Below are 21718 nucleotides of genomic sequence, written 5' to 3'. Positions count from 1 at the left end.
AGAAGCGCGCAGCCGATGATGGACGGGCTCTTAGAAGGCGACGCGGTAGTGCAGGGTGTAGGCCTCTACGCCATTGTTGGGCTGCTTGATGCCCGCGTTGGAGTAGTGGATGGCGCGCACGCCGACTTCCTGGCCGTTGAAGCGCAGGCCCGCGCCGATGCGGTCCTCGAACTGGAAGGAGGAGCCCAGCTTGTTGTCCTCCAGCTCGGTGCTGGAGAACAGCGCCACGCCGATGCCGGCCTCGACATAGGGTTTCACGCTCTCGCCGGCGAATTCGTAGACGAACACCGGGGCGAAGGAAATGCTGTGGTTGCTGGCGGTGTCGTCGCCGTCCCAGTAGGTGTAGCCAGCATCCCAGTAGCCGGTGAGATGACCGACGCTGCTTTCCAACCAGCGGGTGCCGAAGTCGAACTGCGTACCCAGGCGGTAGACCATGGTGGAGTCACCGGTCTGGCCGATGTCGAGGGAGACGTCGGCGGCCTGGGCGTTCAGGACTGGAGCCACGCACAGGGCTGCGAGGGCAGCCAGGGAAAACAGTTTCTTCATAATGGAAACTTCCTTATTCAGGCTGATCAGGAGGGGTACCACGCTAGGAGTTGAGCGAATTATAGAGTGGCTGTTTCTAAGAGAAAGGCGACGAACGGAGAGTTCAGAGTTTTTTATACCGACAGCGGCTGCACGTCTTCGCCGCATTCTCCCCACAACACCGGCAATACCGCCTGCAACGCGCTGGCATCCCCGGAACTCCAGAAACGGCAGGGTGCTGCTTCGCCTTCGGCGAGGGCATTGCCGGTCTGCAACAGACGCTGCAACTGGCGCGCCACCGCGGCGCCGGTGTCCACCAGGCTCACCGACTCCGGCACCAGCTCCCGCAGCAGCGGGCGCAGGAAGGGGTAATGGGTGCAACCGAGGATCAGCGTGTCGCAGCCCGCTTCCAGCAGGGGCTGGACGTAGCCCTGCAACAGCGCGCGAGTCGCCGGCCCGCCCAGGTCGCCGGCCTCGATGCGCTCCACCAGCCCCGGGCAGGGCTGGGTCACCACTTTCACATCCCCGGCGAAGCGGTCGAGCAAGGCAGCGAACTTGGCACTCCTGAGGGTGCCGGTGGTGGCCAGCACGCCCACCACGCCGCTGCGGGTTGCACGAGCCGCCGGCTTGACCGCCGGTTCCATGCCAACGATGGGCAGGTGCGGGTGGCGCGCGCGCAGGTCGGCCACCGCTGCGGCGGTGGCGGTGTTGCAGGCCAGGACCAGGGCCTTGGCGCCCTGTCCGAGGAGGAAGTCGGCGATGCGCTGGCTGCGCTCGCGGATGAACTCGGGGCTCTTCTCGCCATAGGGCACGTGGCCGCTGTCGGCCACGTAGAGCAGGGATTCGGCCGGCAGCAGCGCGCGAATCTCGCGCAGCACCGAGAGGCCGCCCACGCCGGAGTCGAAGACCCCGATCGGCGTGCGATCAGGCATGGCGCTCGCCACAGACGCTGCAGGCCGGGTCGCGCTTGACCCGCAGCTCGCGGAAGCGGGTACCCAGGGCATCCACCAGCAGCAGGCGCCCCACCAGCGGCTCGCCGAAACCGGCCAGCAGCTTGAGCGCCTCCAGGGCCTGCAGGCTGCCCACCAGGCCCACCAGCGGGCCGACCACGCCGGCCTCGCTGCAGGTCAGCTCGGCTTCGCTGCCGTGGCCGTAGAGGCAGTGGTAACAGGGGCTGTCGTCGCGGCGCGGGTCGAACACCGAGAGCTGGCCGTCGAGGCGGATGGCAGCGCCGGACACCAGCGGCTTGCCAGCCGCCACGCAGGCAGCGTTGACCGCCTCGCGGGTGCCGAAGTTGTCGGTGCAATCGAGCACCACGTCCACCTGGGCCACGGCAGCCGCCAGGCTGTCCACGTCGAGTGCGCGGGTGATCGGCACCAGGCGCACGCCGGGGTTGAGGGTGGCCAGGCGGGTCATGGCCGACTCCACCTTGAGCACGCCGACGCTGGCACTGTCGTGGATCACCTGGCGCTGCAGGTTGGTCAGGTCGACGCTGTCGAAGTCGGCCAGGTGCAGCTCGCCGACACCGGCGGCGGCCAGGTAGAGGGCGGCAGGGGACCCCAGGCCACCGAGACCGACGATGAGCACGCGACCTTGCTTGAGCCGGAGCTGCCCGTCGACGTCGATCTGCGGCAGGAGGATCTGCCGGCTGTAGCGGAGCAGTTCCTCGTCGCTCAGCATGGCCGGCGGCCCAGGCTGATGCGTTCGTGGCCGCCCAGGTCGCGACGGCTTTCCACGGCGTCGAAGCCTTCGCGGGCGAGCAGTTCGCGCACGGCAGCGGCCTGGTCATAGCCGTGTTCCAGCAGCAGCCAGCCTCCGGCATTCAGGTGCGCGGGCGCCTGGCTGACGATCAGGCGGATGTCGTCCAGCCCGTCGGCACCGGCCACCAGCGCGCTGCTGGGCTCGAAGCGCACGTCGCCCTGGGCCAGGTGCGGGTCCTGGGCGGCGATGTAGGGCGGGTTGCTGACGATCAGGTCATAGCACTCGGCGCCCAGGGCGCTGAACCAGTGGCTCTCGCGGAAGGCGGCATTGCCCAGCCCGAGGCGCTCGCGGTTGCGCTCGGCCAGGGCCACGGCCTCGCTGATGCGGTCGACGCCGGTGACCTGCCAGCCCTGGCGCTCACAGGCCAACGCCAGGGCGATGGCCCCGGTGCCGGTGCCGAGATCGAGCACGCGGGCCTGGGGCAGCGTGACCAGGGCCAGGGCGGTTTCCACCAGCAGCTCGGTGTCGGGGCGGGGAATCAGGGTGTGCGGAGCGACTTCCAGGTCCAGGCTCCAGAAGCCCTGGTGGCCGAGGATATAGGCCACCGGCTCGCCCTGGCGGCGGCGTTCGAGGTAGCGGGCGTAGCGCTCGGCTGCCTCGCCGCTGACCACCCGTTCGGGCCAGGTGTGCAGGAAGCTGCGCGGCTTGCCGAGGGCGGCGGCGAGCAGCAGTTCGGCGTCCAGGCGGGGGCTGGGCGAGTCCGGCAGACGGGGGTCGCTCAACAGGCTGGCGATGATGCTCACGGTCAGTCTCCGAGGGCGGCCAACTGGTCGGCCTGGTATTCCGCCAGCAGCGGCTCGATGACGGCTTCCACGCTGCCGGCGAGCACGTCGTCCAGGGCGTAGAGGGTCAGGTTGATACGGTGATCGGTGACCCGGCCCTGGGGGTAGTTGTAGGTGCGGATGCGCTCGGAACGGTCCCCGGAGCCCACCAGCAGCTTGCGGGTCTCGGAGATTTCCTTGTGCGCGGCGGCTTCCTGCTGGTCGTTCAGCTTGGCCGCGAGCCAGGCCATGGCCTTGGCGCGGTTCTTGTGCTGGGAGCGCTCTTCCTGGCACTCGACCACGATCCCGCTGGGGATGTGGGTGATGCGCACGGCGGAGTCGGTCTTGTTGACGTGCTGGCCGCCGGCGCCGGAGGAACGGTAGGTGTCGATGCGCAGGTCCGCCGGGTTGATCTCGATGGCGGCCTGCTCGTCCGGTTCGGGGAGCACGGCGACGGTGCAGGCGGAGGTGTGGATGCGGCCCTGGGACTCGGTCTCCGGCACGCGCTGCACACGGTGGGCGCCGGATTCGAACTTGAGCTTGGCGTAGACGTTATCGCCCTCGACACGGGCGATCACCTCTTTATAGCCGCCGTGCTCGCCCTCGTTCTCGGAGAGGATCTCCACCCGCCAGCCCTGCCGTTCGGCATAGCGCGAGTACATGCGGAACAGGTCGCCGGAGAAGATCGCCGCCTCGTCGCCGCCGGTGCCGGCGCGGATCTCGAGGAACACGTTGCGGCCGTCGTTCGGGTCCTTGGGCAGCAGCATGCGCTGCAGGCGTGCCTCCAGACCCACCAATTGCTCGCGGGCCTGGGCGACTTCCTCTTCGGCCATTTCACGCAGGTCCGGGTCGCTGTCCTTGAGCAGCGCCTGGGCGCCTTCGAGGTCGTCCTGCACCTTGCGGAACTCGCGGAAGGCGAGGATGACCGGCTCGACCTCGGCGTACTCCTTGGAGTAGGCGCGGAAGCGGGTCTGGTCGCTGATGACCTCGGCATCGCCGAGCAATGCGGTGAGCTCCTCGTAACGATCCTGGAGGATGTCGAGCTTCTTGAGCAGTGACGCTTTCATTGAGGGTGCTTGTCCGGGCCCTCGTCGAGGGCGAAGAGTTCCTGGGCCACGGCCAGCGCATCGAAGCGGCCGTCGGCGGAGAGTTTCTTCAACTGCACGCTGGGGGCGTGCAGCAGCTTGTTGGTGAGGCCACGGGCCAGTTGGGCGAGGACATCTTCCGGGGCGGCGCCGTTGACCAGCATGCGCTGGGCCTTGGCCAGCTCCTCGTCGCGCAGCCGCTCGGCTTGCTGGCGGTAGGCGCGCAGCACGTCCACCGCAGCCAGCTCGCGCAGGCGCTGCATGAACTCGTCGACACCGCCGCTGACCAGCTCCTCGGCGGCCTGGGCAGCGCCCTGGCGGCTCTTGAGGTTCTCCTCGACCACGTCATGGAGGTCATCGACGGTATAGAGGTAGACGTCGTCCAGCTCGCCCACTTCGGGCTCGATGTCGCGGGGGACGGCGATGTCGACCATGAAGATCGGCTTGTGCTTGCGCTGCTTCAGCGCGCGCTCCACGGCGCCCTTGCCGAGGATCGGCAACTGGCTGGCGGTGGAACTGATGACGATGTCGCTGTTGACCAGCTCGTCCGGGATGTCGGCCAGCAGCACCGCGTGGGCACCGAACTGTTCGGCCAGCAGGCTGGCGCGCTCCAGGGTGCGGTTGGCGACGACGATGCGCTTGACGCCCTGCTCGTGCAGGTGGCGGGCGACCAGGGTGATGGTCTCGCCGGCGCCGATCAGCAGCGCCTGGCTGCGGCTCAGGCTGGAGAAGATCTGCCGGGCCAGACTGACGGCGGCGAAGGCCACGGAGACCGGGTTCTCGCCGATGGCGGTGTCGGTGCGCACGGTCTTGGCGGTGCTGAAGGTGGCCTGGAACAGGCGCCCCAGCAACGGCCCGACGGTGCCGGCCTCACGCGCCACGGCGTAGGCGGACTTCATCTGCCCGAGGATCTGCGGCTCGCCGAGGACCATGGAGTCCAGGCCAGAGGCCACGCGCATCATGTGGCGCACGGCAGCGGCATCGTGGTGCACATAGGCACAGGCACGCAGTTCTTCGAGGCTGAGGTTGTGGTAGCCGGCCAGCCAGGTCAGCACCTCGTCGGCACAGATTTCGTCCTGCTCCAGGTAGAGCTCGCTGCGGTTGCAGGTGGAGAGGATCGCCGCCTCGCGGCTGGGAGTGAGGCTGCAAAGCTGCTGCAGGGCCTCGACCATCTGCTCGGGAGTAAAAGCCACGCGCTCGCGCACATCCACGGAGGCGGTTTTGTGGTTGATACCGAGGGCTAGAAAGGCCATGCAGGGTCGCTAACGGATACGGAAGGCGCGCAATTGTCCTACTTCGATTCAGTGAGAACAACCACCGCTTGCCATTGTCACAGGCCTGTATACGCGCCATGCAATCTATGGGGTCCGGCCCCATGGGCTTGCCTGGCGGCTTGTGTCATGATGCTCCGACCGCAGGTTAGTCGCCCTTTCCCCCTTATGAACAAATCCCTCGCGTTGCTGACCGCCTTCCTGTTCCTTGGCGGATGCCAGACCCTGGCCCCTTCATCCACGGACGGCACCCCGCCGGTGGAAGACAGCGCCCAGGCACCCGAAGCCAAGCCCCAGGTCTATGCGTCGTTCAGCCGCGACACGCTGTTCGCCCTGCTCACCGCTGAGCTGGCCGGGCAGCGCAACCGCTTCGACATCGCCCTTGGCAACTACGTCCAGCAGGCCAACGCCACCCAGGACCCCGCCGTCGCCGAACGCGCCTTTCGCATTGCCGAGTACCTGGGCGCCGACCAGGCCGCGCTGGACACCGCGCTGATCTGGGCCACCAACGCCCCCGAGAACCTCGACGCCCAGCGCGCCGCCGCCATCCAACTGGCCCGTGGCGGTCGCTACGACGAATCCATGACCTACATGGAGAAGGTGCTGCAGAAGCAGGGCAACACCCATTTCGACTTCCTCGCCCTGTCCGCCGCCGAAACCGACCCGGACACCCGCGCCGGCCTGCTGCAAAGCTTCGACCGCCTGCTGGCCAAGTACCCGGACAACAGCCAACTGGTGTTCGGCAAAGCCGTGCTGATGCAACAGGACGGCCGCACCGAAGACGCCCTGGCCCTGCTGGAAGACCTGCCCTCCAGCGACAAGCAGATCCCGCCGATCCTCCTGCGTGCCCGCCTGCTGCAAAGCCTGGACCGCACCCACGACGCCCTGCCGCTGCTGGAGCGCGCCATCAAGCAACACCCGGACGACAAGCGCCTGCGCCTGACCTATGCCCGCCTGCTGGTGGAGGCCGACCGGCTGGACGAAGCCAAGTCCGAATTCGCCGGACTGGTCCAGCGCTTCCCCGATGACGACGACCTGCGCTTCTCCCTTGCCCTGGTGTGCATGGAGGGTGAAGCCTGGGACGAAGCCCAGGTCTACCTGCAGGAACTGGTGGAACGCGGCAGCCATGTCGACTCCGCCCACTTCAACCTCGGCCAGGTCTACGAGAAGCGCAACGACCTGGAAAGTGCACTGATCGAATACGGCCTGGTGGGCCCCGGCAACGACTACCTGCCCGCCCAACTGCGCTACACCGAGCTGCTACTGGACGCCAAGCGCGGCGACGAGGCCGCCAGCCACCTGGCCAAGGCACGCGAGGCGCAGCCCGACTACGCCATCCAGCTCTACCTGATCGAAGCGGAGAACTTCGCCGAGCGCCAGCAGATCGACCACGCCTGGGCCACCATCGCCCAGGGGCTGAAGCAGTTCCCGGACGATCTCAACCTGCTCTACACCCGCGCCATGCTGGCCGAGAAGCGCGGCGACCTGGCCCAACTGGAGCGTGACCTGCGCTTCATCATCGAGCGCGAGCCCGAGAACGCCATGGCGCTGAACGCGCTGGGCTACACCCTGGCCGACCGCACCACCCGCTACGAGGAAGCCCGTGCCCTGGTGGAACAGGCGCACCAGCTCAAGCCGGATGATCCGGCCATCCTCGACAGCCTCGGCTGGATCAACTACCGCCAGGGCAAACTGGACGAGGCCGAGCGCCTGCTGCGCCAAGCCCTGGAAGCCTTCCCCGACCACGAAGTAGCCGCCCACCTGGGCGAAGTGCTGTGGGTCAAAGGCAAGCAGGACGAAGCCCGCAAAGTGTGGGCCGAAGCCCTGAAGAACCAGCCCGACAGCCCCATCCTGCGCAGCACCCTGAAGCGCCTGACCGGTTCCGAGACCCTCTGATCCATGCGTCTACGTCATCTACTGGCTGCAGGGGCGCTGCTCCTGCTCACCGGCTGCGCCGGCCTCACCTCCCGTGAATCGGTGGAAGGCAAAGGCGACGCCACCCTCTGGAAAGCCCACAAGCAGCAGGTCGCCGCCCTCGATGGCTGGCAGATCGCCGGCAAGGTCGGCATCCGCGCCCCGAAGGACTCCGGCAGCGGCACGCTGTTCTGGCTGCAACGCCGCGACTACTACGACATCCGCCTGTCCGGCCCGCTGGGCCGTGGCGCCGCCCGCCTCACCGGCCACCCCGGCGCCATCGTGCTGGAAGTGGCCAACCAGGGGCGCTTCGAAGCGGAATCCCCCGAAGCCCTGCTGGAAGAACAGCTCGGCTGGCGCCTGCCCGTCTCCCACCTGCAATGGTGGGTACGCGGCCTGCCCGCCCCCGACAGCCGCAGCCGCCTGACCCTCGACAGCGACAGCCACCTCTCCCGCCTGGAACAGGACGGCTGGGAGGTGAACTACCTCAGCTACGTCGAGCAGAACGGCTTCACCCTGCCCGAGCGCATCAAGCTCAAGGGCGCCGACCTCGACGTCACCCTGGTGATCAAGGACTGGCAACCGCGCCAGCTCGGCCAGTGAGTTCCGCCATGCAAGACGCCCAACTGATCCTGCCGGCGCCGGCCAAGCTCAACCTCATGCTGCACATCCTCGGGCGCCGTCCCGACGGTTACCACGAGCTGCAGACGCTGTTCCAGTTCCTCGACCACGGCGATGAGCTGGGCTTCTCGCTCCGTGAGGATGGCGAGATCCACCTGCGCACCGAGATGCCCGGCGTCCCCCATGACAGCAACCTGATCGTCCGCGCCGCGCGCAGCCTGCAGCAGGCGTCCGGCACCCGCCTGGGCGCCGACATCTGGCTCGACAAACGCCTGCCCATGGGCGGCGGCATCGGCGGCGGCAGTTCCGATGCCGCCACCACCCTCCTCGGCCTTGACCACCTCTGGCAGACGCACCTCGGCGAAGAGCGTCTGGCCGAGCTGGGACTGGCACTGGGTGCCGACGTGCCGGTGTTCGTGCGCGGTCGCGCCGCCTTCGCCGAAGGCGTCGGCGAGCGCCTGCAACCGGTCACCCTGGAGGAGCCTTGGTTCCTCGTCGGCGTACCGCAAGTCTTTGTCAGCACAGCAGAAGTTTTCACCGATCCCGAGTTGACACGGAATTCTGCGCCCATTACTCTTCGCAGCCTTCTTGAGGGGGGCAGTCGTAACGACTGTCAGCCAGTGGTCGAGAAGCGTTACCCAGAAGTTCGTAACGCACTGATGTGGTTGAACAAATTCACATCTGCCCGACTAACCGGCACCGGAGCTTGTGTGTTTGGGAGCTTCCCAAACCGGGACGATGCTGATAAAGTCGCCCGCCAACTTCCGGCCACTCTGCCAAGTTTCGTCGCCAAGGGCAGCAACATCTCGATGCTGCATCGCCGCCTCGAAAGCCTGGCTTGAAAGAAGTGTGCAAGTCCTCCGGTTATACCGACACAGGGGCGTCGCCAAGCGGTAAGGCAGCAGGTTTTGATCCTGCCATGCGTTGGTTCGAATCCAGCCGCCCCTGCCATAACCCTCCCCAGGGTCCTCGGTAGAACAGGTCTTGCAACGGTAGTTAAACGATATAGGGGCGTCGCCAAGCGGTAAGGCAGCAGGTTTTGATCCTGCCATGCGTTGGTTCGAATCCAGCCGCCCCTGCCATACACGAAGAAGCTGTTCAAAGGCCTCGCGCGTTTGAACAGCTTTTTAATTCATCAGGTCCACCCTCAGCCGGCAGGTACTGCGCGTGTCCAAGATGATGGTCTTCACGGGGAACGCCAACCCCGATCTGGCGCGTCGCGTCGTACGTCAACTGCATATCCCCCTCGGTGACGCCTCTGTAGGCAAGTTCTCCGACGGCGAAATCAGCGCGGAAATCAACGAAAATGTCCGCGGTAAGGACGTCTTCCTGATCCAGCCCACGTGCGCGCCCACCAACGACAACCTGATGGAGCTGGTGGTGATGGCTGACGCCTTCCGCCGCTCCTCGGCGTCCCGTATCACCGCTGTGATCCCCTACTTCGGCTATGCCCGCCAGGACCGCCGCCCGCGTTCCGCTCGCGTGGCGATCAGCGCCAAGGTCGTGGCCGACATGCTCACCGTGGTCGGTATCGACCGCGTGCTGACCGTCGACCTGCATGCCGACCAGATCCAGGGTTTCTTCGATATCCCCGTGGACAACATCTACGGCTCCCCCGTTCTGGTGGATGACATCGAAGACCAGCGTTTCGACAACCTCATGATCGTCTCCCCGGACATCGGTGGCGTGGTACGTGCCCGTGCCGTCGCCAAGTCCCTGGGCGTCGATCTGGCGATCATCGACAAGCGTCGTCCCAAGGCCAACCAGTCCGAAGTCATGCACATCATCGGTGATGTGGACGGCCGGACCTGCGTTCTGGTCGACGACATGGTCGACACCGCCGGCACCCTCGGCCACGCCGCCAAGGCCCTGAAGGACCACGGCGCTGCCAAGGTCTACGCCTACTGCACCCACCCGGTGCTGTCCGGTCGTGCCATCGAGAACATTGAAAACTCCGTGCTGGACGAGCTGGTGGTGACCAACACCATCCCCCTGTCCGCCGCGGCACAGGCCTGCTCCCGTATCCGTCAACTGGATATCGCGCCGGTCGTGGCTGAAGCGGTCCGCCGCATCAGCAATGAGGAATCGATCAGCGCGATGTTCCGCTAAGGAACGCGCCTGACGAAAACGCCCCGCTCCGGTGGGGCTTTTTTGCCTAACCGCCCAAGATGCTGGTCGCAAGCACTCGGGGCGGTTTGGCTATTTTGGAGAACTGTAATGACTGAATTCGCCCTGAACGCTTCCGTACGTTCCGACCTGGGGAAAGGTGCGAGCCGCCGCCTGCGTCGTAACGAAGCCCAAGTACCCGCCGTTGTCTACGGTGGCGACAAGGCTCCGCAATCCGTCAGCCTGCTGGCCAAAGAACTGGCCAAGCTGCTGGAAAACGAGGCTGCCTTCAGCCACGTGATCGCCCTGAACGTCGCCGGTGCCACCGAGACCGTTCTGATCAAGGCCCTGCAGCGCCACCCGTCCAAAGGCTTCGTCGTACACGCTGACTTCCAGCGCGTCGTTGCCGGCCACAAACTGACTGCCCACGTACCGGTTCGTTACCTGAACGAAGAAAGCTGCGTTGGCGTCAAGCAAGGCGGCGGCGAAGTCTACCGCGTGACCCCCGAGCTGGAAGTTTCCTGCCTGCCGCAAGACCTGCCCGAGCACATCGATGTCGACGTGGCAAATCTTGAAGTTGGCCAGAACATCCACCTGTCCGACCTCAAGCTGCCGAAAGGCATCGAGCTGGTTGCACTGGCCCACGGCAACGACCTCGTGGTCGCCAACGTGAAAGCCTCCCGCGTGAAGGATGAAGAAGGCTCCGCCGAGTAATTCGCGCAGCCTGAAGGAAGGGCCCCTGTCGTGACCGCCGTACAACTGATCGTCGGCCTGGGAAATCCAGGCCCCGAATACGACCAGACCCGGCATAACGCAGGGGCCCTTTTCGTTGAGCGCGTGGCAGACAGCCAGCGCGTCAACCTGTCTCTCGACAAGAAGTATTTCGGCCTCGTTGGCAAATTCAGCCACCAGGGCCGCGACGTTCGTCTGCTCATCCCCACCACCTACATGAACCGCAGCGGCCAGTCCGTGGCGGCGCTCGCCGGTTTCTTCCGCATCCCGGTCGACGCGATCCTGGTGGCCCACGACGAACTCGACATGCCCCCCGGCGTCGCCAAGCTCAAGCAGGGCGGTGGCCATGGCGGGCACAACGGGTTGCGCGACATCATCGCCCAGCTCGGCAACCAGAACGGCTTCCATCGCCTGCGCCTCGGCATCGGCCATCCCGGGCACGCCAGCCTGGTATCCGGCTACGTCCTCGGCCGCGCCCCGCGCAGCGAGCAGGAACTGCTCGACACCAGCATCGACTTCGCCCTCGGCGTGCTGCCCGACATCCTCGCGGGGGACTTCACCCGCGCGATGCAGAAACTGCACAGCCAGAAGGCCTGATCCACACCTCTTAATCGCCCCATTGGCGCGAGGGACATAGCATGGGATTCAATTGCGGCATCGTCGGCCTGCCCAACGTCGGCAAGTCCACCCTGTTCAACGCCCTGACCAAATCCGGCATCGCGGCGGAAAACTTCCCCTTCTGCACCATCGAGCCGAACAGCGGCATCGTTCCCATGCCCGACGCGCGCCTGGAAGCCCTGGCCGAGATCGTCAAGCCGGAGCGGGTCCTGCCCACCACCATGGAGTTCGTCGACATCGCCGGCCTGGTCGCCGGAGCCTCCAAGGGTGAGGGCCTGGGCAACAAGTTCCTCGCCAACATCCGCGAGACCGACGCCATCGCCCACGTCGTGCGCTGCTTCGAGGACGACAACGTCATCCACGTCTCCAACAGCGTCGACCCCAAGCGCGACATCGAGATCATCGACCTCGAACTGATCTTTGCCGACCTCGACAGCTGCGAGAAGCAACTGCAGAAAGTGGTCCGCAACGCCAAAGGCGGCGACAAGGACGCCATCGCCCAGAAGGCCCTGCTGGAACAACTGATCGCCCACTTCACCGAAGGCAAGCCCGCGCGCAGCCTGATGAAGAACATGGACGACGAGCAGAAGCGCGTGATCCGCGGCTTCCACCTGCTCACCAGCAAGCCGGTGATGTACATCGCCAACGTCGCCGAGGACGGCTTCGAGAACAACCCGCACCTGGACGTGGTGAAAGCCATCGCCGCCGAAGAAGGCGCCATCGTGGTACCGGTCTGCAACAAGATCGAAGCCGAGATCGCCGAACTGGACGACGACGAAGAGAAACTGATGTTCCTCGAGTCCATGGGCATGGAAGAGCCGGGCCTGAACCGCGTGATCCGCGCCGGCTACAACCTGCTCAACCTGCAGACCTACTTCACCGCTGGCGTGAAGGAAGTCCGCGCCTGGACCGTGCGCATCGGCGCCACCGCCCCCCAGGCGGCAGCCGTCATCCACACCGACTTCGAGAAAGGCTTCATCCGCGCCGAAGTGGTCGCCTATGACGACTTCATCCAGTACAAGGGCGAAGCCGGCGCCAAGGAAGCCGGCAAATGGCGCCTGGAAGGCAAGGAATACATCGTCAAGGACGGCGACGTGATGCACTTCCGCTTCAACGTCTGAGCCCTCCCCGCTTCACCCGAAGCCCCCTGCGGATTCACGCCGCCGGGGGCTTCGTGCTTCAGGCCGCCTCACCCCGCTGCTCGAACACCTCCCGCGCCAGCGCCAGGCCGTTCAGCGCAGTGGCGCAGGCCGCCCCCAATCAACACAGCCCTCAACGCCGTCGAAAACGCAGGGGCAGGCCCTGGCAATCCTCCCCGAAGCGCCCCTGGTGCCAGCCCAGTTGGCCCGACACCAGCGTGGTGCGCACCGCGTGGCGGAAGGTCCGGCCCTGGAACGGCGTCCAGCCGCATTGCGCGTGGATCGGGTCCGCCTCCACCGGCCGTGGCTCGGCCAGGCGCTCCACCAGCACCAGGTCCGCCCAGTAGCCCTCGCGCAGGTAGCCCCGCCGCTCGATGGCGAAGCGCTCCGCCACCGCGTGGCTGGTCTTGTGCACCAGCAGCGTCAGCGGCAGCAGCCCGTCGGCCACCAGCTCCAGCAGCGCCGGCAGGCTGTGCTGCACCAGCGGCAAGCCGGCGGGCGCCTGGGCGTAGGGCCGGGCCTTCTCCTCCCGGGTGTGGGGCGCGTGGTCGCTGCCGATCACGTCCAGCCGCCCGTCCAGCAAGGCCCGGCGCAGGGCATCACGGTCGGAGGGCGCCTTGATCGCCGGGTTGCACTTGATCAGGTGGCCCAGGCGCGGGTAGTCGCGGTCATCGAACAGCAGGTGGTGCACGCACACCTCAGCGGTGATGCGCTTGCCCGGCAGCGGCCCAGGGATGAACAGCTCCAGCTCCCGCGCCGTGGTGATGTGCAGCACATGCAGGTCGGTGCCGAAGCGACGGGCCAGCGCCACCGCCCGGCTGGAGGAGCGGTAGCAAGCCTCCGCATCGCGGATCAGCGGGTGCGCCTCGGGTGGGATGGCCTCGCCGTAGTCGGCCGCCCATTGCGCCTCGCGCTCGCGGATGCGCGGCGTGTCTTCGCAGTGGGCCAGCAGCAGCGTCGGACAATCGCGGAACAGCCGCTCCAGGGAGGCCTCGTCGTCCACCAGCAGGTTGCCGGTGGAGGCCCCCATGAACACCTTCACCCCCGCCACCCGCTCCGGGTCGAGCCGGGCCACGGTGTCGAGGTTGTCCCGGCTCACACCGAAGTGAAAACCGTAGTTCACCGACGAACAAGCCGCCGCGCGGCGCTCCTTCGCCGCCAGCGCCTCCAGGTCCAGGGTCGGCGGCTGGGTGTTGGGCATGTCCATCACACTGGTCACACCCCCGGCCAGCGCCGCGCGGGACTCGCTGAGGAAAGTGCCCTTGTGGGGCGCGCCGGGGTCACGGAAGTGCACCTGGTCATCGATCATCCCCGGCAGCAGGTACTGGCCGCGGGCGTCGATCACCCGCACATCCGGGCGGGCGCTGATGCTGCGGTCGATGCGTTCGATACGGCCGTTGTGCACCAGCAGGTCGGCCTCCCACTCGCAGCCTTCATTGACCAGGCGGGCATTGCGGATCAGCAGGTTATGCATGGCTAGAACTCGTTCTGCAGGGCCTTGTAACCGCGCACCAGATCGATGTTGGTGCGGGCCACGTCTTCGGAGAATTCGGCGGCGGAAACGCTCACCCGGGGCAGGCTGTCCAGATCGGTCTTCGGCCCGATGCGCTGGGTCGAGGTCACGTGGAAGCCCGGGGGCAGGTCGCAGCCGTCCACCACCGCGTTGTGCCGCACCACGCAGCCATCGCCCACGGTGCAGTTGAACAGCACGCTGTTGAAGCCGATGAACACCCGGTCCCCCACCTGGCAGGGGCCGTGGATGATCGAGCGGTGGGCGATGGAGGTGTGGCTGCCGATGGTGACCGCCGCCCCCGACTTGGAGTGGATCACCACCCCGTCCTGGATGTTGGAGTTGGCGCCGATGACGATCGGCTGCATGTCACCGCTCGCGTCCACCTCATCCGCGCGGATCACCGCATAGGGCCCGATGAACACGTTGTCCTGCACGATCACCTTGCCGCAGAGGATCGCGGTCTTGTCCACATAGGCGGACTCGGCGATCACCGGCAGGTGGCCGGAAGGGTTCTTGCGGATCATGGACGGCCTCCCGCAGAAGGCACCGGCACCGAGCTCACCACCCGCAGCCCCGCGCCGGAGAGCTGGTTGTAGAAGCACGAACGACGCCGGGTGTGGCAGGCCGGGCCGGCCTGGTCCACCTGCAGCAGCAGCGCATCGCCGTCGCAATCCAGGTGGGCGCTCACCAGATGCTGCACATGCCCGGAGGTGTCGCCCTTGCGCCACAGGCAGCGCCGCGAGCGCGACCAGTAGCACGCCCGCCCCTCCTCCAGCGTGGCCCGCAGAGACTCGGCGTTCATCCACGCCAGCATCAGCACCTCGCCGCTGTCGTACTGCTGCGCCACGGCGGCGATCAGCCCGTCGGCATTCCAGGGGATGGCCGCCATCACCGCCTCCAGATCCCGCCCGGTGCCGGCCGGGCTCCGCTCCAGTTGCAGCCAGAATTTCATGGCGCCAGCGCCTGCAGCAGCCGCTCCACGTTCTGCCGGTACATGCCGAGGTAGGTGCTGGCTGCGCCCTCGGCCGCCAGCGCATCGGAATACAGCGTGCCGCCCACCCGCGCGCCGGCCTCCTCGGCGATCTGCTTCACCAGCCGCGCATCGCGGATGTTCTCCACGAAGATGGCGCGCACCCCCTCCGCCCGCAGTTGGCGGATCAGTGCCGCCACCTCGGCGGCGGAGGGCTCGGCGGCATCGCTCACGCCCTGGGCCGCGAGGAACTGCAAGCGCCACTCCTGGGCGAAGTAACCGAAGGCATCGTGGCTGGTCAGCACCCGGCGCCGCTCCGGCGGCAACGCCATCAGGCGCGGGGCGATGCTCTGGCGCAGCGCCCCCAGCCGCCCCAGCCAGGAATCCCGCCGCGCCTCGAAGGCCGCCGCCCGGGCCGGCACCAACTGCGCCAACGCCTGGGTGATGTTGCGCGCGTAGATCTCCGCATTGCCCAGGCTCTGCCAGGCGTGGGGGTCCACCAGGCGCTGGTCGTGCTCCAGCACCGTGATCGGCACCACGCCCTTGCTCGCATCGATGCGCGTGCCCCGCGCCTCACCGTTGGCCAGCAGGCGCTCCAACCAGGGCTCGAAGCCCAGCCCGTTGGCGATCACCAGGTCCGCCTCCAGCACCGCCCGCACCTGGGCCGGAGCGGGCTCGAAGACGTGGGCATCGGCATCCGCCCCCACCAGGTTGGTGAGCTGGATATCGTCCCCGCCGATCTCGCGGGTGATGTCCGCCAGGATGCTGAAGGTGGTCACCACCCTCGCCTTCTCTGCAGCGGACAGTGAAACGGGCAGGCACAGCAGCAACAGCAGCACAACGCACAGGCGCATGAACATGCGGAGACTCCTCAACAGGGAACGGGAAGGGGCGCGCGTCGCAGCAAGCCGTGGACCGGCCCGACGAACACCGAAATCAGGTAAGCCAGCCCCGCCAGCAACACGATGCAGGGGCCGCTGGGCAGGTTGGCGTGGAACGACAGCAACAGCCCCAGCCACACGCAGCTCGCACCGATGCCCGCCGCCGTCAGCAGCAGCACCGGCAGGCGCCGGCTCCAGAAGCGCGCCGCAGCGGCCGGCAGCATCATCAGCCCCACCACCATCAGCGCGCCGATGGCGTGGAAGCCGGTCACCAGGTTGAGCACCACCAGCGCCAGGAACAGCGCATAGGCCGGCGCCCCGAAGCGGCTCACCCCGCGCAGGAACACCGGATCGAAGCTGTCCCACAGCAGCGGGCGGTAGATCAGCGCCAACAGCGCCAGGCTCGTGCCGGCCACCGTCAGCATGCTGCGCAGCGTCTCGCCGTCCACCGCCAGGGCCGAGCCGAACAGCAGGTGCAACAAATCGATCCGACGCCCGGCCAGCCCCAGCAACAGCACACCGCCCGCCAGGGAAATGGGGTAGATGGCCGCCAGGCTCGCATCCTCCCGCAGGCCGGTGCGGCGGGTGATCCACGCCGCCAGCCCGGCCATCCCCAGCCCCGCCACCAGGCCGCCGAAGGTCAGCGCCGGCAGGCTCAGGCCGAAGAACCAGAACGCCAGCGCCGCACCGGGCAGCACCCCGTGGGAAATCGCATCGCCGATCAGGCTCATGCGCCGCAGCATCAGGAACACCCCCAGCGGCCCCGCGCTGCACGCCAGCGCCACCCCGCCCAGCAGCGCCCGCTGCAAAAAGGCGAACTCCGCAAAGGGTTGCCAGAGCGCCGCGAGCATCAGGCCACCTGCTGGCGGGTCGACGCCGGCAGCAGCACGCGGCTGGCGCCATGACGGCAGCCGTCAGCGCGGATCAGCAGGCAACGCGGCAGGTGCTCACGCACCGCCTCCAGGTCATGGCAGACCACCAGCTGCGTGCGCCCCTCCCGCTGCCAGCGGGCGATGCGCTGCCAGAGAATCGCCTGGCCCTCCGCGTCCAGCGCCGCGTCGGGCTCGTCCAGCAACAGCAGCGGCGCGTCCATCAGCTCCAGCCGCACCAACAAGGCCCGCTGCAACTCCCCGCCGGAAAGCGCCAGCAGCGGCTGGTCGGCCAGCGCCTCCAACTGCCAATCCACCAGGGCCGCCGCGCAGCGCCGACGCCGCTCCGCCCGGCTCAAGCGGCTGCGCCACAACCCCGCCATCGCCAGCTCCCCCAGGCTGAGGGGGAACTGCCGGTCCAGCGCCTGTTGCTGCTGCAGAAAGCCCACCGCCCCCAGGCCCGCCGCCCCGACGCTCACCCGCCCCGCCAAGGGGCGCTGCAAACCGGCGATCACCCGCAGTAGGCTGCTCTTGCCGCACCCGTTGCGCCCCACCACCGCCGTAAGGCTGCCGGCCGGCAACGCCAGGGAAAGCGGCGGCGCCAACGGCCGCGCAGGCGGCCCCCATTGCAAGGCATCGAACTGAAGCATCGTCAGGTCCAGGGCGTGGGAGAAAGGGCTGTAGGAAAACGCAAATGTTATAAAGTAACAAATCGCGCTTCACAACCCATTTCCCCGCGCACACCCCCTCCCCTTTTCCAACCCGAACGCCAACCGGCACCCACCGCTAAGCGGTTGATCGCCCTTCGAAAAATTCTGAAAAGTGGGGTTGACAGAGGCAGGAAGCGAGAGAATAATGCGCGCCACGTTGGCTACGTAGCTCAGCTGGTTAGAGCATAGCATTCATAATGCTGGGGTCCGGGGTTCAAGTCCCTGCGTAGCCACCATATAAAACAAAGGGTTAGCTTCGGCTAACCCTTTGTGCTTTCTGGGGTGTTGATTTCTTGACGCTCCCCTGCCCGCCTCCCTGCATCACGCCCTCCCCCTGATTGATTTCACCGCAGCGTCCCTCATGCTGCGCCGCCCTTCCCTGGCTCCCCGCTCTGGCACGCGCCTCCGTCAACAGCACCGCCTGTTGGGTCCCGTGACCACAAGGCCCGGATCGTGCGGATGGTGGAAAGGAAGACCTCGCTGGGAAAGCGCTCACGGCAATGACCATCGATGGTCATGAAGAACGCTTCCTCATACACGCCCGCCATGGGCAGGACCACGCCGACGATGTGCTTGCAGCACCAGATCGGCGCCTCGCTGTCGTCCCACACCAGCTCGACGAGCACCGTCTTGCCGATGTAGCCGATAGCCGTGTTCGCATCGAAATCCAACGCGCCACGCTTGCCAGTCGTAGCCGCTCCGAAGGGTGAATCCAGGTGCCGTCTCATTGCCTATCCCTGCCTCTGAAATGCCCATAAACTGTGACTCAATCACGCTCACGAATGACGAAATATTCGTCATTTGAGCCCACTATACACGACGAAATATTCGACACAACGAAATATTCGTCAATTTTATAGATGGTTTTTGAATATGGAAGATCGGCTCAGGGAGGTTGTAAGGCATATAGGCCCTTCAACCTTGGCGAAAAATACGACCATCAGTGATCGACGCCGGTGGCAAACCGTGGCGACTGACTTCAGAACGAAAACCCGGGTCGAAGACCTGGCAGCGCTGCTGGCCATCTACCCCGAGTACGAGCTCTACATCATCCACGGTGAGACCGACCTGGCCCGGGGGCAAATCAGCCCGGGCGTTGCCGAAGCAGACTGAAGTTGGCGGGGGACGGAGCGGGGAGTAGGTAAGGGTGAGAGTGGTGTGGCAGGAGTTTAGGTGGGCGAGATGATTTCAGGGAGGAGGTAGCAAGTGGGCGTCAAGGAAGAGCGAGTCAGATCATTTGTTCGACACCTCACCCCATCGTGGTGACAAAAACACCGGTATCGAAAAGACGCGATGTGGAACCGTTGCGCACAACCAGAAGGTAAAGGTCCGTCTAGAAGACCTTGATGCCTTGATCGAAGCATTTCCCGAATACGAACTTTGGCTTTGGAAAGGAGAGGTTGATCCTGGGCAAGGGCAGATCAGCCCTGCCTGTGCAGAAGTAGATCCAAAGTTGACGAAATAGGGGACATGCAAGAAGCCTTATAACCGAGAAATTTTATAAAATATTTATATAATTTTCATTATAAAAACTTGGTATTTCCCAAAACTCAAATCAAGTGAGAACATAGCCTCACTACTTTATCTTAAGTAGAAAACCACAAAAACAAATAGAGGTATTTATGAATAAAAATGCAATCCAAGAGCTTTACTCAAAAAGCAATGTAGCAAGAGCTTTTATCGACAATATGGGAGCGAGAAAGAGAAATCAAAGCGAGACCAAAATAGATAGAACCCTTGAACTTCTATCGAGCGTTATAAAGGATATAAATCGCAAAGACGTCATTGATTTATTCAGGGATTTAGAGCAGGTCGGTTGCGGCCAGTTCGTTTCAGGTAGTAGAGGATACAGCACACGTTTTGTTTGGAGCGTAAGCTCTCTCGGGCTCGCAAAATTAGCAACAGGAGAGTCTCAAAGCGAAGAAACCGGGGCCGACACCCATGATGAACTAGAGACGCTCCAACACGTATTTCATTTGCGAGACTCGTTTACTGTTTCCATTGACCTACCTACTGACCTAACAAAATCAGAATCTCAAAGACTGGCGTTATTCTTGAAGAGCCTGCCACTGGATGATTAGGCCAGAGTCTGGAAATCCTAGCGGACGATATATACAGAACGCACGACAACTAAATTGCGGCGACATACGCTTACTTACTTCAAGTCTTTTTCTATAACGGAGCTCAGTAGCTCCAAAAACTTGAGACAAGACTTTAAGCAACCGTACAATTAAAAAAGCAAAGGGTTAGCTTTAGTTAACCCTTTTTGCTTTCTGTGGCGCTATCCCCTCACCCCGCTCTCCTAGACTCCGGGAGCTCTTCACTCTTAGGCTATCGAATCCGCAACTACTCTCACCCAACCATGTTAATGTGCGTGCAACATCGCCCGACGCCAAATCGCACTGCAGTGTCCATTGACACCTGCCTCGCCAAGCATCTGGGATATCTGCTTGTAGTAATCCACATGGCTGTGATGACATCCCATGACTACTGCCAGATTGAGGCTTTCTTTATAGGGGTAGCAGCCTCAATTCAACGCCAGGTTGCTGGAAGGGGGCTTCAGCCAATAAGCGACCCAATACAGCGATCAAAGATATGGGCAAGAGCGCCATAGTCGCAGACGACAGCATCGATGTTGGCCTGAATCCACTCATGCTCATCAACCGCCCACCAACTCAGTTCAAAACCAGCGTTGATGATGATGAACTCAAACAGGATGCGCTGAGCTCGACCATTTCCGTCGCGGAAGGGATGAATCATATTCAAATCGCCAAAGGCTTCAGCCACAGCGGGAACCAGGTGGTTGCGATCAAAGCCTTCGAACCAGTTTGCCTGCGCCAAACCGTGAAAGATTTTTTCAGCCTCGGGCTCAATACGACTGACATTGCAGAAGTGCGTGTTTCCCTTGGAGATATCCACGGTACGCAACTCACCGGCCCAGTCGTATACGTCCCGGAAGAGCTGCTGGTGAATGCGCTTCAGGGCAAACACGTCATAGGGCGGTGCAATGAACTCGATGTTGCTGGCAGCGATTGAAGAAAGGGTGCGCTCAGCTTCGCTAAGTGCGTCGCCATCGGTAAGGCCCAGGCGGTTTCGAAGAACCGACGTGCCGGGGTAGCAATAAGGGTCCTGACCAACTCCGTATTTGTCGACCATCAGCCTTTCTTGTTGCGGTAGGCGCTCATGGCGGCTTCGCGGGTAGGCAGCTCGCGCTTCGCATCGGCCGGGGTTACATCAAACCCCTCCAGGCGAAGGCTGGCGACATAGTTGGATTGGCGAACTTTGGCGAAATAGGCCTTTTTGGCCGCTAGGGACGGGGCAGGCATGGTGTGCGTCTCTCGCTGGGAACCGCGCCATTATAGCGGATCGTCAGCTTCCCCTTGAGGGAATGCCGTCCCGATCCCTACCCATCAGAGCCCTTCCCTGGAGCTCAGTGAATCGACTGGCAGCGGACTATTTTGGGCCGGGAGAGCACCGGAGCGGCCGGCCAACCCACGCCCTTATCCACACCTCCCGCATATACAACTCCTCCGGCAGCACATAGCCCCAACGCCCCCGGATATCGGTGCGGGGTGCGCGGGGGCGGTGGGTGGCGGCTGGGACGGGGCGCCATTGGCCGTAGGGCGTGGGGGTGAGGATGCAGAGCAGGCGCAGTACGGGGCGCGCCTGCTGGGGGTGAACGGCCTTGTTCATATCAGCTCCCGGTTGTGGCGGTTGGTGCGCTGGTTGTAGGCGTTGAAGGCGAGGCGGTCGAGGCGCTTGATTTCGGCGGTGTCGAAGGTGTTTGTGTCCTGCAGGGCGTCGAGGTAGCCGCCCATGCGGATGTAGTAGGCGAGCGAGCGCTCCGAGTCGGCGTAGCGAATGGCCTTGAGGAGCAGGCGCAGTTGAACGTTGATGGCTTTCATTGGGCGTAGTCCCCCGCGCTGAACACTGTTTTGCCGCTCTCCAGGTCGAGGCGGATGCGGTGCAGGTTGATGACGCGGCGCCGGCCGATCTTCACGGTGGGGATGGTGTTGCTCTCTACCCAGCCGCGCACCACGTCTTCGGTGATCTCCGCGATGCCGCACATTTCCGCCAGCACCAGTTGCGTGCAAAACGGCGCACAGCGGAAATCGTTCATTCGCTCAGGCTTTGCGCCCGTGCTGAACCTCACTACTCCAGACTGTTCCATACAGACACCCTATAATCGGCCAATCTAAGCCACCATGAGTAATAAATACTCAAAGCAATCTAGGGCACTGT

At 64.7% G+C, this 21718-nt stretch carries 26 protein-coding genes and 3 tRNA genes; 12 read left to right on the top strand and 17 right to left on the bottom strand.

Annotation, left to right across the window (positions count from 1 at the left end; all coding sequences use genetic code 11):
• Nucleotides 1-30: 30 nt before the first annotated feature.
• From A9G05_RS20135 to hemA, 6 genes are all read right to left on the bottom strand, one after another.
• Nucleotides 31-546 (bottom strand): acyloxyacyl hydrolase, encoded by a 516-nt coding sequence (locus A9G05_RS20135; protein ID WP_069562631.1) that lies wholly within the window; start codon nt 544-546, stop codon nt 31-33.
• A 113-nt stretch (nt 547-659) separates the two neighbouring features.
• Nucleotides 660-1457 carry a glutamate racemase gene (murI, locus tag A9G05_RS20130; RefSeq protein ID WP_069562630.1) on the bottom strand — a complete coding sequence of 266 codons (798 nt, stop codon included), beginning with the start codon at nt 1455-1457 and terminating at the stop codon, nt 660-662.
• Entirely contained in the window at nt 1450-2205 is a 756-nt protein-coding gene (locus A9G05_RS20125) for a molybdopterin-synthase adenylyltransferase MoeB (protein ID WP_069562629.1), read from the bottom strand. Before A9G05_RS20125 ends, murI begins: the two co-directional genes overlap by 8 nt.
• Entirely contained in the window at nt 2199-3029 is an 831-nt protein-coding gene (gene prmC / locus A9G05_RS20120; protein WP_069562628.1) for a peptide chain release factor N(5)-glutamine methyltransferase, read from the bottom strand. Before prmC ends, A9G05_RS20125 begins: the two co-directional genes overlap by 7 nt.
• A gap of 2 nt (nt 3030-3031) precedes the next feature.
• Nucleotides 3032-4114, bottom strand: a complete 1083-nt coding sequence (prfA, locus tag A9G05_RS20115; protein WP_044404472.1) for a peptide chain release factor 1 — start codon at nt 4112-4114, stop codon at nt 3032-3034.
• Nucleotides 4111-5385, bottom strand: a complete 1275-nt coding sequence (gene hemA, locus A9G05_RS20110) for a glutamyl-tRNA reductase (protein WP_069562627.1) — start codon at nt 5383-5385, stop codon at nt 4111-4113. Before hemA ends, prfA begins: the two co-directional genes overlap by 4 nt.
• Nucleotides 5386-5571: 186 nt before the next feature.
• Here hemA and A9G05_RS20105 point away from each other — a divergent pair, with 186 nt between their 5' ends.
• From A9G05_RS20105 to ychF, 9 genes are all read left to right on the top strand, one after another.
• Complete coding sequence (locus A9G05_RS20105) at nt 5572-7299, top strand: tetratricopeptide repeat protein (protein WP_069562626.1); 1728 nt, start codon at nt 5572-5574, stop codon at nt 7297-7299.
• 3 nt (nt 7300-7302) lie between these two features.
• Entirely contained in the window at nt 7303-7920 is a 618-nt protein-coding gene (gene lolB / locus A9G05_RS20100; protein ID WP_069562625.1) for a lipoprotein insertase outer membrane protein LolB, read from the top strand.
• A gap of 8 nt (nt 7921-7928) precedes the next feature.
• A complete protein-coding gene (ispE, locus tag A9G05_RS20095) occupies nt 7929-8780 on the top strand; it encodes a 4-(cytidine 5'-diphospho)-2-C-methyl-D-erythritol kinase (RefSeq protein WP_069562624.1) in 852 nt (283 codons plus the stop codon).
• 34 nt (nt 8781-8814) lie between these two features.
• Nucleotides 8815-8889: transfer RNA gene (locus A9G05_RS20090), tRNA-Gln, on the top strand.
• Nucleotides 8890-8945: 56 nt separating this feature from the next.
• Nucleotides 8946-9020 (top strand) — tRNA-Gln (locus tag A9G05_RS20085).
• Nucleotides 9021-9105: 85 nt separating this feature from the next.
• Entirely contained in the window at nt 9106-10047 is a 942-nt protein-coding gene (locus tag A9G05_RS20080; RefSeq protein WP_044404458.1) for a ribose-phosphate pyrophosphokinase, read from the top strand.
• 108 nt (nt 10048-10155) lie between these two features.
• On the top strand, nt 10156-10758 hold the full coding sequence (locus A9G05_RS20075; RefSeq protein WP_069562623.1) for a 50S ribosomal protein L25/general stress protein Ctc: 603 nt from the start codon (nt 10156-10158) through the stop codon (nt 10756-10758).
• A 30-nt stretch (nt 10759-10788) separates the two neighbouring features.
• On the top strand, nt 10789-11373 hold the full coding sequence (gene pth, locus A9G05_RS20070; protein ID WP_044404452.1) for an aminoacyl-tRNA hydrolase: 585 nt from the start codon (nt 10789-10791) through the stop codon (nt 11371-11373).
• Between the two features lie 41 nt (nt 11374-11414).
• Nucleotides 11415-12515 (top strand): redox-regulated ATPase YchF, encoded by a 1101-nt coding sequence (ychF, locus tag A9G05_RS20065; RefSeq protein ID WP_069562622.1) that lies wholly within the window; start codon nt 11415-11417, stop codon nt 12513-12515.
• 151 nt (nt 12516-12666) lie between these two features.
• Here the strand turns inward: ychF and A9G05_RS20060 are convergent, their stop codons facing one another.
• From A9G05_RS20060 to A9G05_RS20035, 6 genes are read right to left on the bottom strand one after another with little or no spacing between them, the layout of a single operon-like run.
• Complete coding sequence (locus A9G05_RS20060) at nt 12667-14007, bottom strand: dihydroorotase (protein ID WP_069562621.1); 1341 nt, start codon at nt 14005-14007, stop codon at nt 12667-12669.
• Between the two features lie 2 nt (nt 14008-14009).
• Entirely contained in the window at nt 14010-14570 is a 561-nt protein-coding gene (locus A9G05_RS20055; protein WP_043245640.1) for a carbonate dehydratase, read from the bottom strand.
• A complete protein-coding gene (gene hisI, locus A9G05_RS20050) occupies nt 14567-14998 on the bottom strand; it encodes a phosphoribosyl-AMP cyclohydrolase (protein WP_069562620.1) in 432 nt (143 codons plus the stop codon). Before hisI ends, A9G05_RS20055 begins: the two co-directional genes overlap by 4 nt.
• On the bottom strand, nt 14995-15870 hold the full coding sequence (locus A9G05_RS20045) for a metal ABC transporter solute-binding protein, Zn/Mn family (protein ID WP_069562645.1): 876 nt from the start codon (nt 15868-15870) through the stop codon (nt 14995-14997). Before A9G05_RS20045 ends, hisI begins: the two co-directional genes overlap by 4 nt.
• A gap of 17 nt (nt 15871-15887) precedes the next feature.
• Nucleotides 15888-16748 carry a metal ABC transporter permease gene (locus A9G05_RS20040; protein WP_043245644.1) on the bottom strand — a complete coding sequence of 287 codons (861 nt, stop codon included), beginning with the start codon at nt 16746-16748 and terminating at the stop codon, nt 15888-15890.
• Entirely contained in the window at nt 16748-17416 is a 669-nt protein-coding gene (locus A9G05_RS20035) for a metal ABC transporter ATP-binding protein (RefSeq protein WP_069562619.1), read from the bottom strand. The genes A9G05_RS20040 and A9G05_RS20035 overlap by 1 nt, the downstream gene beginning before the upstream one ends.
• A 219-nt stretch (nt 17417-17635) precedes the next feature.
• Between A9G05_RS20035 and A9G05_RS20030 the strand changes: the two genes are divergently transcribed.
• Nucleotides 17636-17712 (top strand) — tRNA-Met (locus A9G05_RS20030).
• Nucleotides 17713-17835: 123 nt separating this feature from the next.
• On the opposite strand, the gene A9G05_RS20025 is transcribed toward A9G05_RS20030, so the two are convergent.
• A complete protein-coding gene (locus A9G05_RS20025) occupies nt 17836-18204 on the bottom strand; it encodes a hypothetical protein (RefSeq protein ID WP_069562618.1) in 369 nt (122 codons plus the stop codon).
• Nucleotides 18205-18442: 238 nt separating this feature from the next.
• Between A9G05_RS20025 and A9G05_RS28210 the strand changes: the two genes are divergently transcribed.
• Entirely contained in the window at nt 18443-18589 is a 147-nt protein-coding gene (locus A9G05_RS28210; protein ID WP_256548471.1) for a hypothetical protein, read from the top strand.
• 509 nt (nt 18590-19098) lie between these two features.
• A complete protein-coding gene (locus A9G05_RS27380; RefSeq protein ID WP_139131195.1) occupies nt 19099-19557 on the top strand; it encodes a hypothetical protein in 459 nt (152 codons plus the stop codon).
• Nucleotides 19558-20035: 478 nt separating this feature from the next.
• Here A9G05_RS27380 and A9G05_RS20015 read toward each other — a convergent pair whose 3' ends face one another.
• The 4 genes from A9G05_RS20015 to A9G05_RS20005 form a co-directional block, all read right to left on the bottom strand.
• Nucleotides 20036-20632, bottom strand: coding sequence for a Fic family protein (locus A9G05_RS20015; protein WP_069562616.1), 597 nt, complete (start codon nt 20630-20632; stop codon nt 20036-20038).
• Nucleotides 20632-20802, bottom strand: a complete 171-nt coding sequence (locus A9G05_RS27375; RefSeq protein ID WP_139131194.1) for a YhfG family protein — start codon at nt 20800-20802, stop codon at nt 20632-20634. The genes A9G05_RS20015 and A9G05_RS27375 overlap by 1 nt, the downstream gene beginning before the upstream one ends.
• Before the next feature lie 363 nt (nt 20803-21165).
• Nucleotides 21166-21381, bottom strand: coding sequence for a hypothetical protein (locus tag A9G05_RS20010; RefSeq protein ID WP_069562615.1), 216 nt, complete (start codon nt 21379-21381; stop codon nt 21166-21168).
• On the bottom strand, nt 21378-21647 hold the full coding sequence (locus A9G05_RS20005) for a hypothetical protein (RefSeq protein WP_044403789.1): 270 nt from the start codon (nt 21645-21647) through the stop codon (nt 21378-21380). Before A9G05_RS20005 ends, A9G05_RS20010 begins: the two co-directional genes overlap by 4 nt.
• Nucleotides 21648-21718: the final 71 nt, after the last annotated feature.

Origin of the sequence: Pseudomonas sp. ENNP23, from assembly GCF_001728945.1 — a bacterium.
Taxonomy (GTDB): Bacteria; Pseudomonadota; Gammaproteobacteria; order Pseudomonadales; family Pseudomonadaceae; genus Metapseudomonas; species Metapseudomonas otitidis.
Note: the sequence above shows the minus strand (reverse complement) of the source record. Positions and strands in the feature narration are given on the sequence as shown.

Bases quoted from the DNA above. Each gene is read 5' to 3' on its own strand.
- A9G05_RS20135 (WP_069562631.1), bottom strand. From the start codon at position 546: ATGAAGAAACTGTTTTCCCTGGCTGCCCTCGCAGCCCTGTGCGTGGCT.
- murI (WP_069562630.1), bottom strand. From the start codon at position 1,457: ATGCCTGATCGCACGCCGATCGGGGTCTTCGACTCCGGCGTGGGCGGC.
- A9G05_RS20125 (WP_069562629.1), bottom strand. From the start codon at position 2,205: ATGCTGAGCGACGAGGAACTGCTCCGCTACAGCCGGCAGATCCTCCTG.
- prfA (WP_044404472.1), bottom strand. From the start codon at position 4,114: ATGAAAGCGTCACTGCTCAAGAAGCTCGACATCCTCCAGGATCGTTAC.
- hemA (WP_069562627.1), bottom strand. From the start codon at position 5,385: ATGGCCTTTCTAGCCCTCGGTATCAACCACAAAACCGCCTCCGTGGAT.
- A9G05_RS20105 (WP_069562626.1), top strand. From the start codon at position 5,572: ATGAACAAATCCCTCGCGTTGCTGACCGCCTTCCTGTTCCTTGGCGGA.
- lolB (WP_069562625.1), top strand. From the start codon at position 7,303: ATGCGTCTACGTCATCTACTGGCTGCAGGGGCGCTGCTCCTGCTCACC.
- ispE (WP_069562624.1), top strand. From the start codon at position 7,929: ATGCAAGACGCCCAACTGATCCTGCCGGCGCCGGCCAAGCTCAACCTC.
- A9G05_RS20075 (WP_069562623.1), top strand. From the start codon at position 10,156: ATGACTGAATTCGCCCTGAACGCTTCCGTACGTTCCGACCTGGGGAAA.
- ychF (WP_069562622.1), top strand. From the start codon at position 11,415: ATGGGATTCAATTGCGGCATCGTCGGCCTGCCCAACGTCGGCAAGTCC.
- A9G05_RS20060 (WP_069562621.1), bottom strand. From the start codon at position 14,007: ATGCATAACCTGCTGATCCGCAATGCCCGCCTGGTCAATGAAGGCTGC.
- A9G05_RS20055 (WP_043245640.1), bottom strand. From the start codon at position 14,570: ATGATCCGCAAGAACCCTTCCGGCCACCTGCCGGTGATCGCCGAGTCC.
- hisI (WP_069562620.1), bottom strand. From the start codon at position 14,998: ATGAAATTCTGGCTGCAACTGGAGCGGAGCCCGGCCGGCACCGGGCGG.
- A9G05_RS20045 (WP_069562645.1), bottom strand. From the start codon at position 15,870: ATGCGCCTGTGCGTTGTGCTGCTGTTGCTGCTGTGCCTGCCCGTTTCA.
- A9G05_RS20040 (WP_043245644.1), bottom strand. From the start codon at position 16,748: ATGCTCGCGGCGCTCTGGCAACCCTTTGCGGAGTTCGCCTTTTTGCAG.
- A9G05_RS20035 (WP_069562619.1), bottom strand. From the start codon at position 17,416: ATGCTTCAGTTCGATGCCTTGCAATGGGGGCCGCCTGCGCGGCCGTTG.
- A9G05_RS20025 (WP_069562618.1), bottom strand. From the start codon at position 18,204: ATGAGACGGCACCTGGATTCACCCTTCGGAGCGGCTACGACTGGCAAG.
- A9G05_RS27380 (WP_139131195.1), top strand. From the start codon at position 19,099: ATGAATAAAAATGCAATCCAAGAGCTTTACTCAAAAAGCAATGTAGCA.
- A9G05_RS20015 (WP_069562616.1), bottom strand. From the start codon at position 20,632: ATGGTCGACAAATACGGAGTTGGTCAGGACCCTTATTGCTACCCCGGC.
- A9G05_RS27375 (WP_139131194.1), bottom strand. From the start codon at position 20,802: ATGCCTGCCCCGTCCCTAGCGGCCAAAAAGGCCTATTTCGCCAAAGTT.
- A9G05_RS20010 (WP_069562615.1), bottom strand. From the start codon at position 21,381: ATGAAAGCCATCAACGTTCAACTGCGCCTGCTCCTCAAGGCCATTCGC.
- A9G05_RS20005 (WP_044403789.1), bottom strand. From the start codon at position 21,647: ATGGAACAGTCTGGAGTAGTGAGGTTCAGCACGGGCGCAAAGCCTGAG.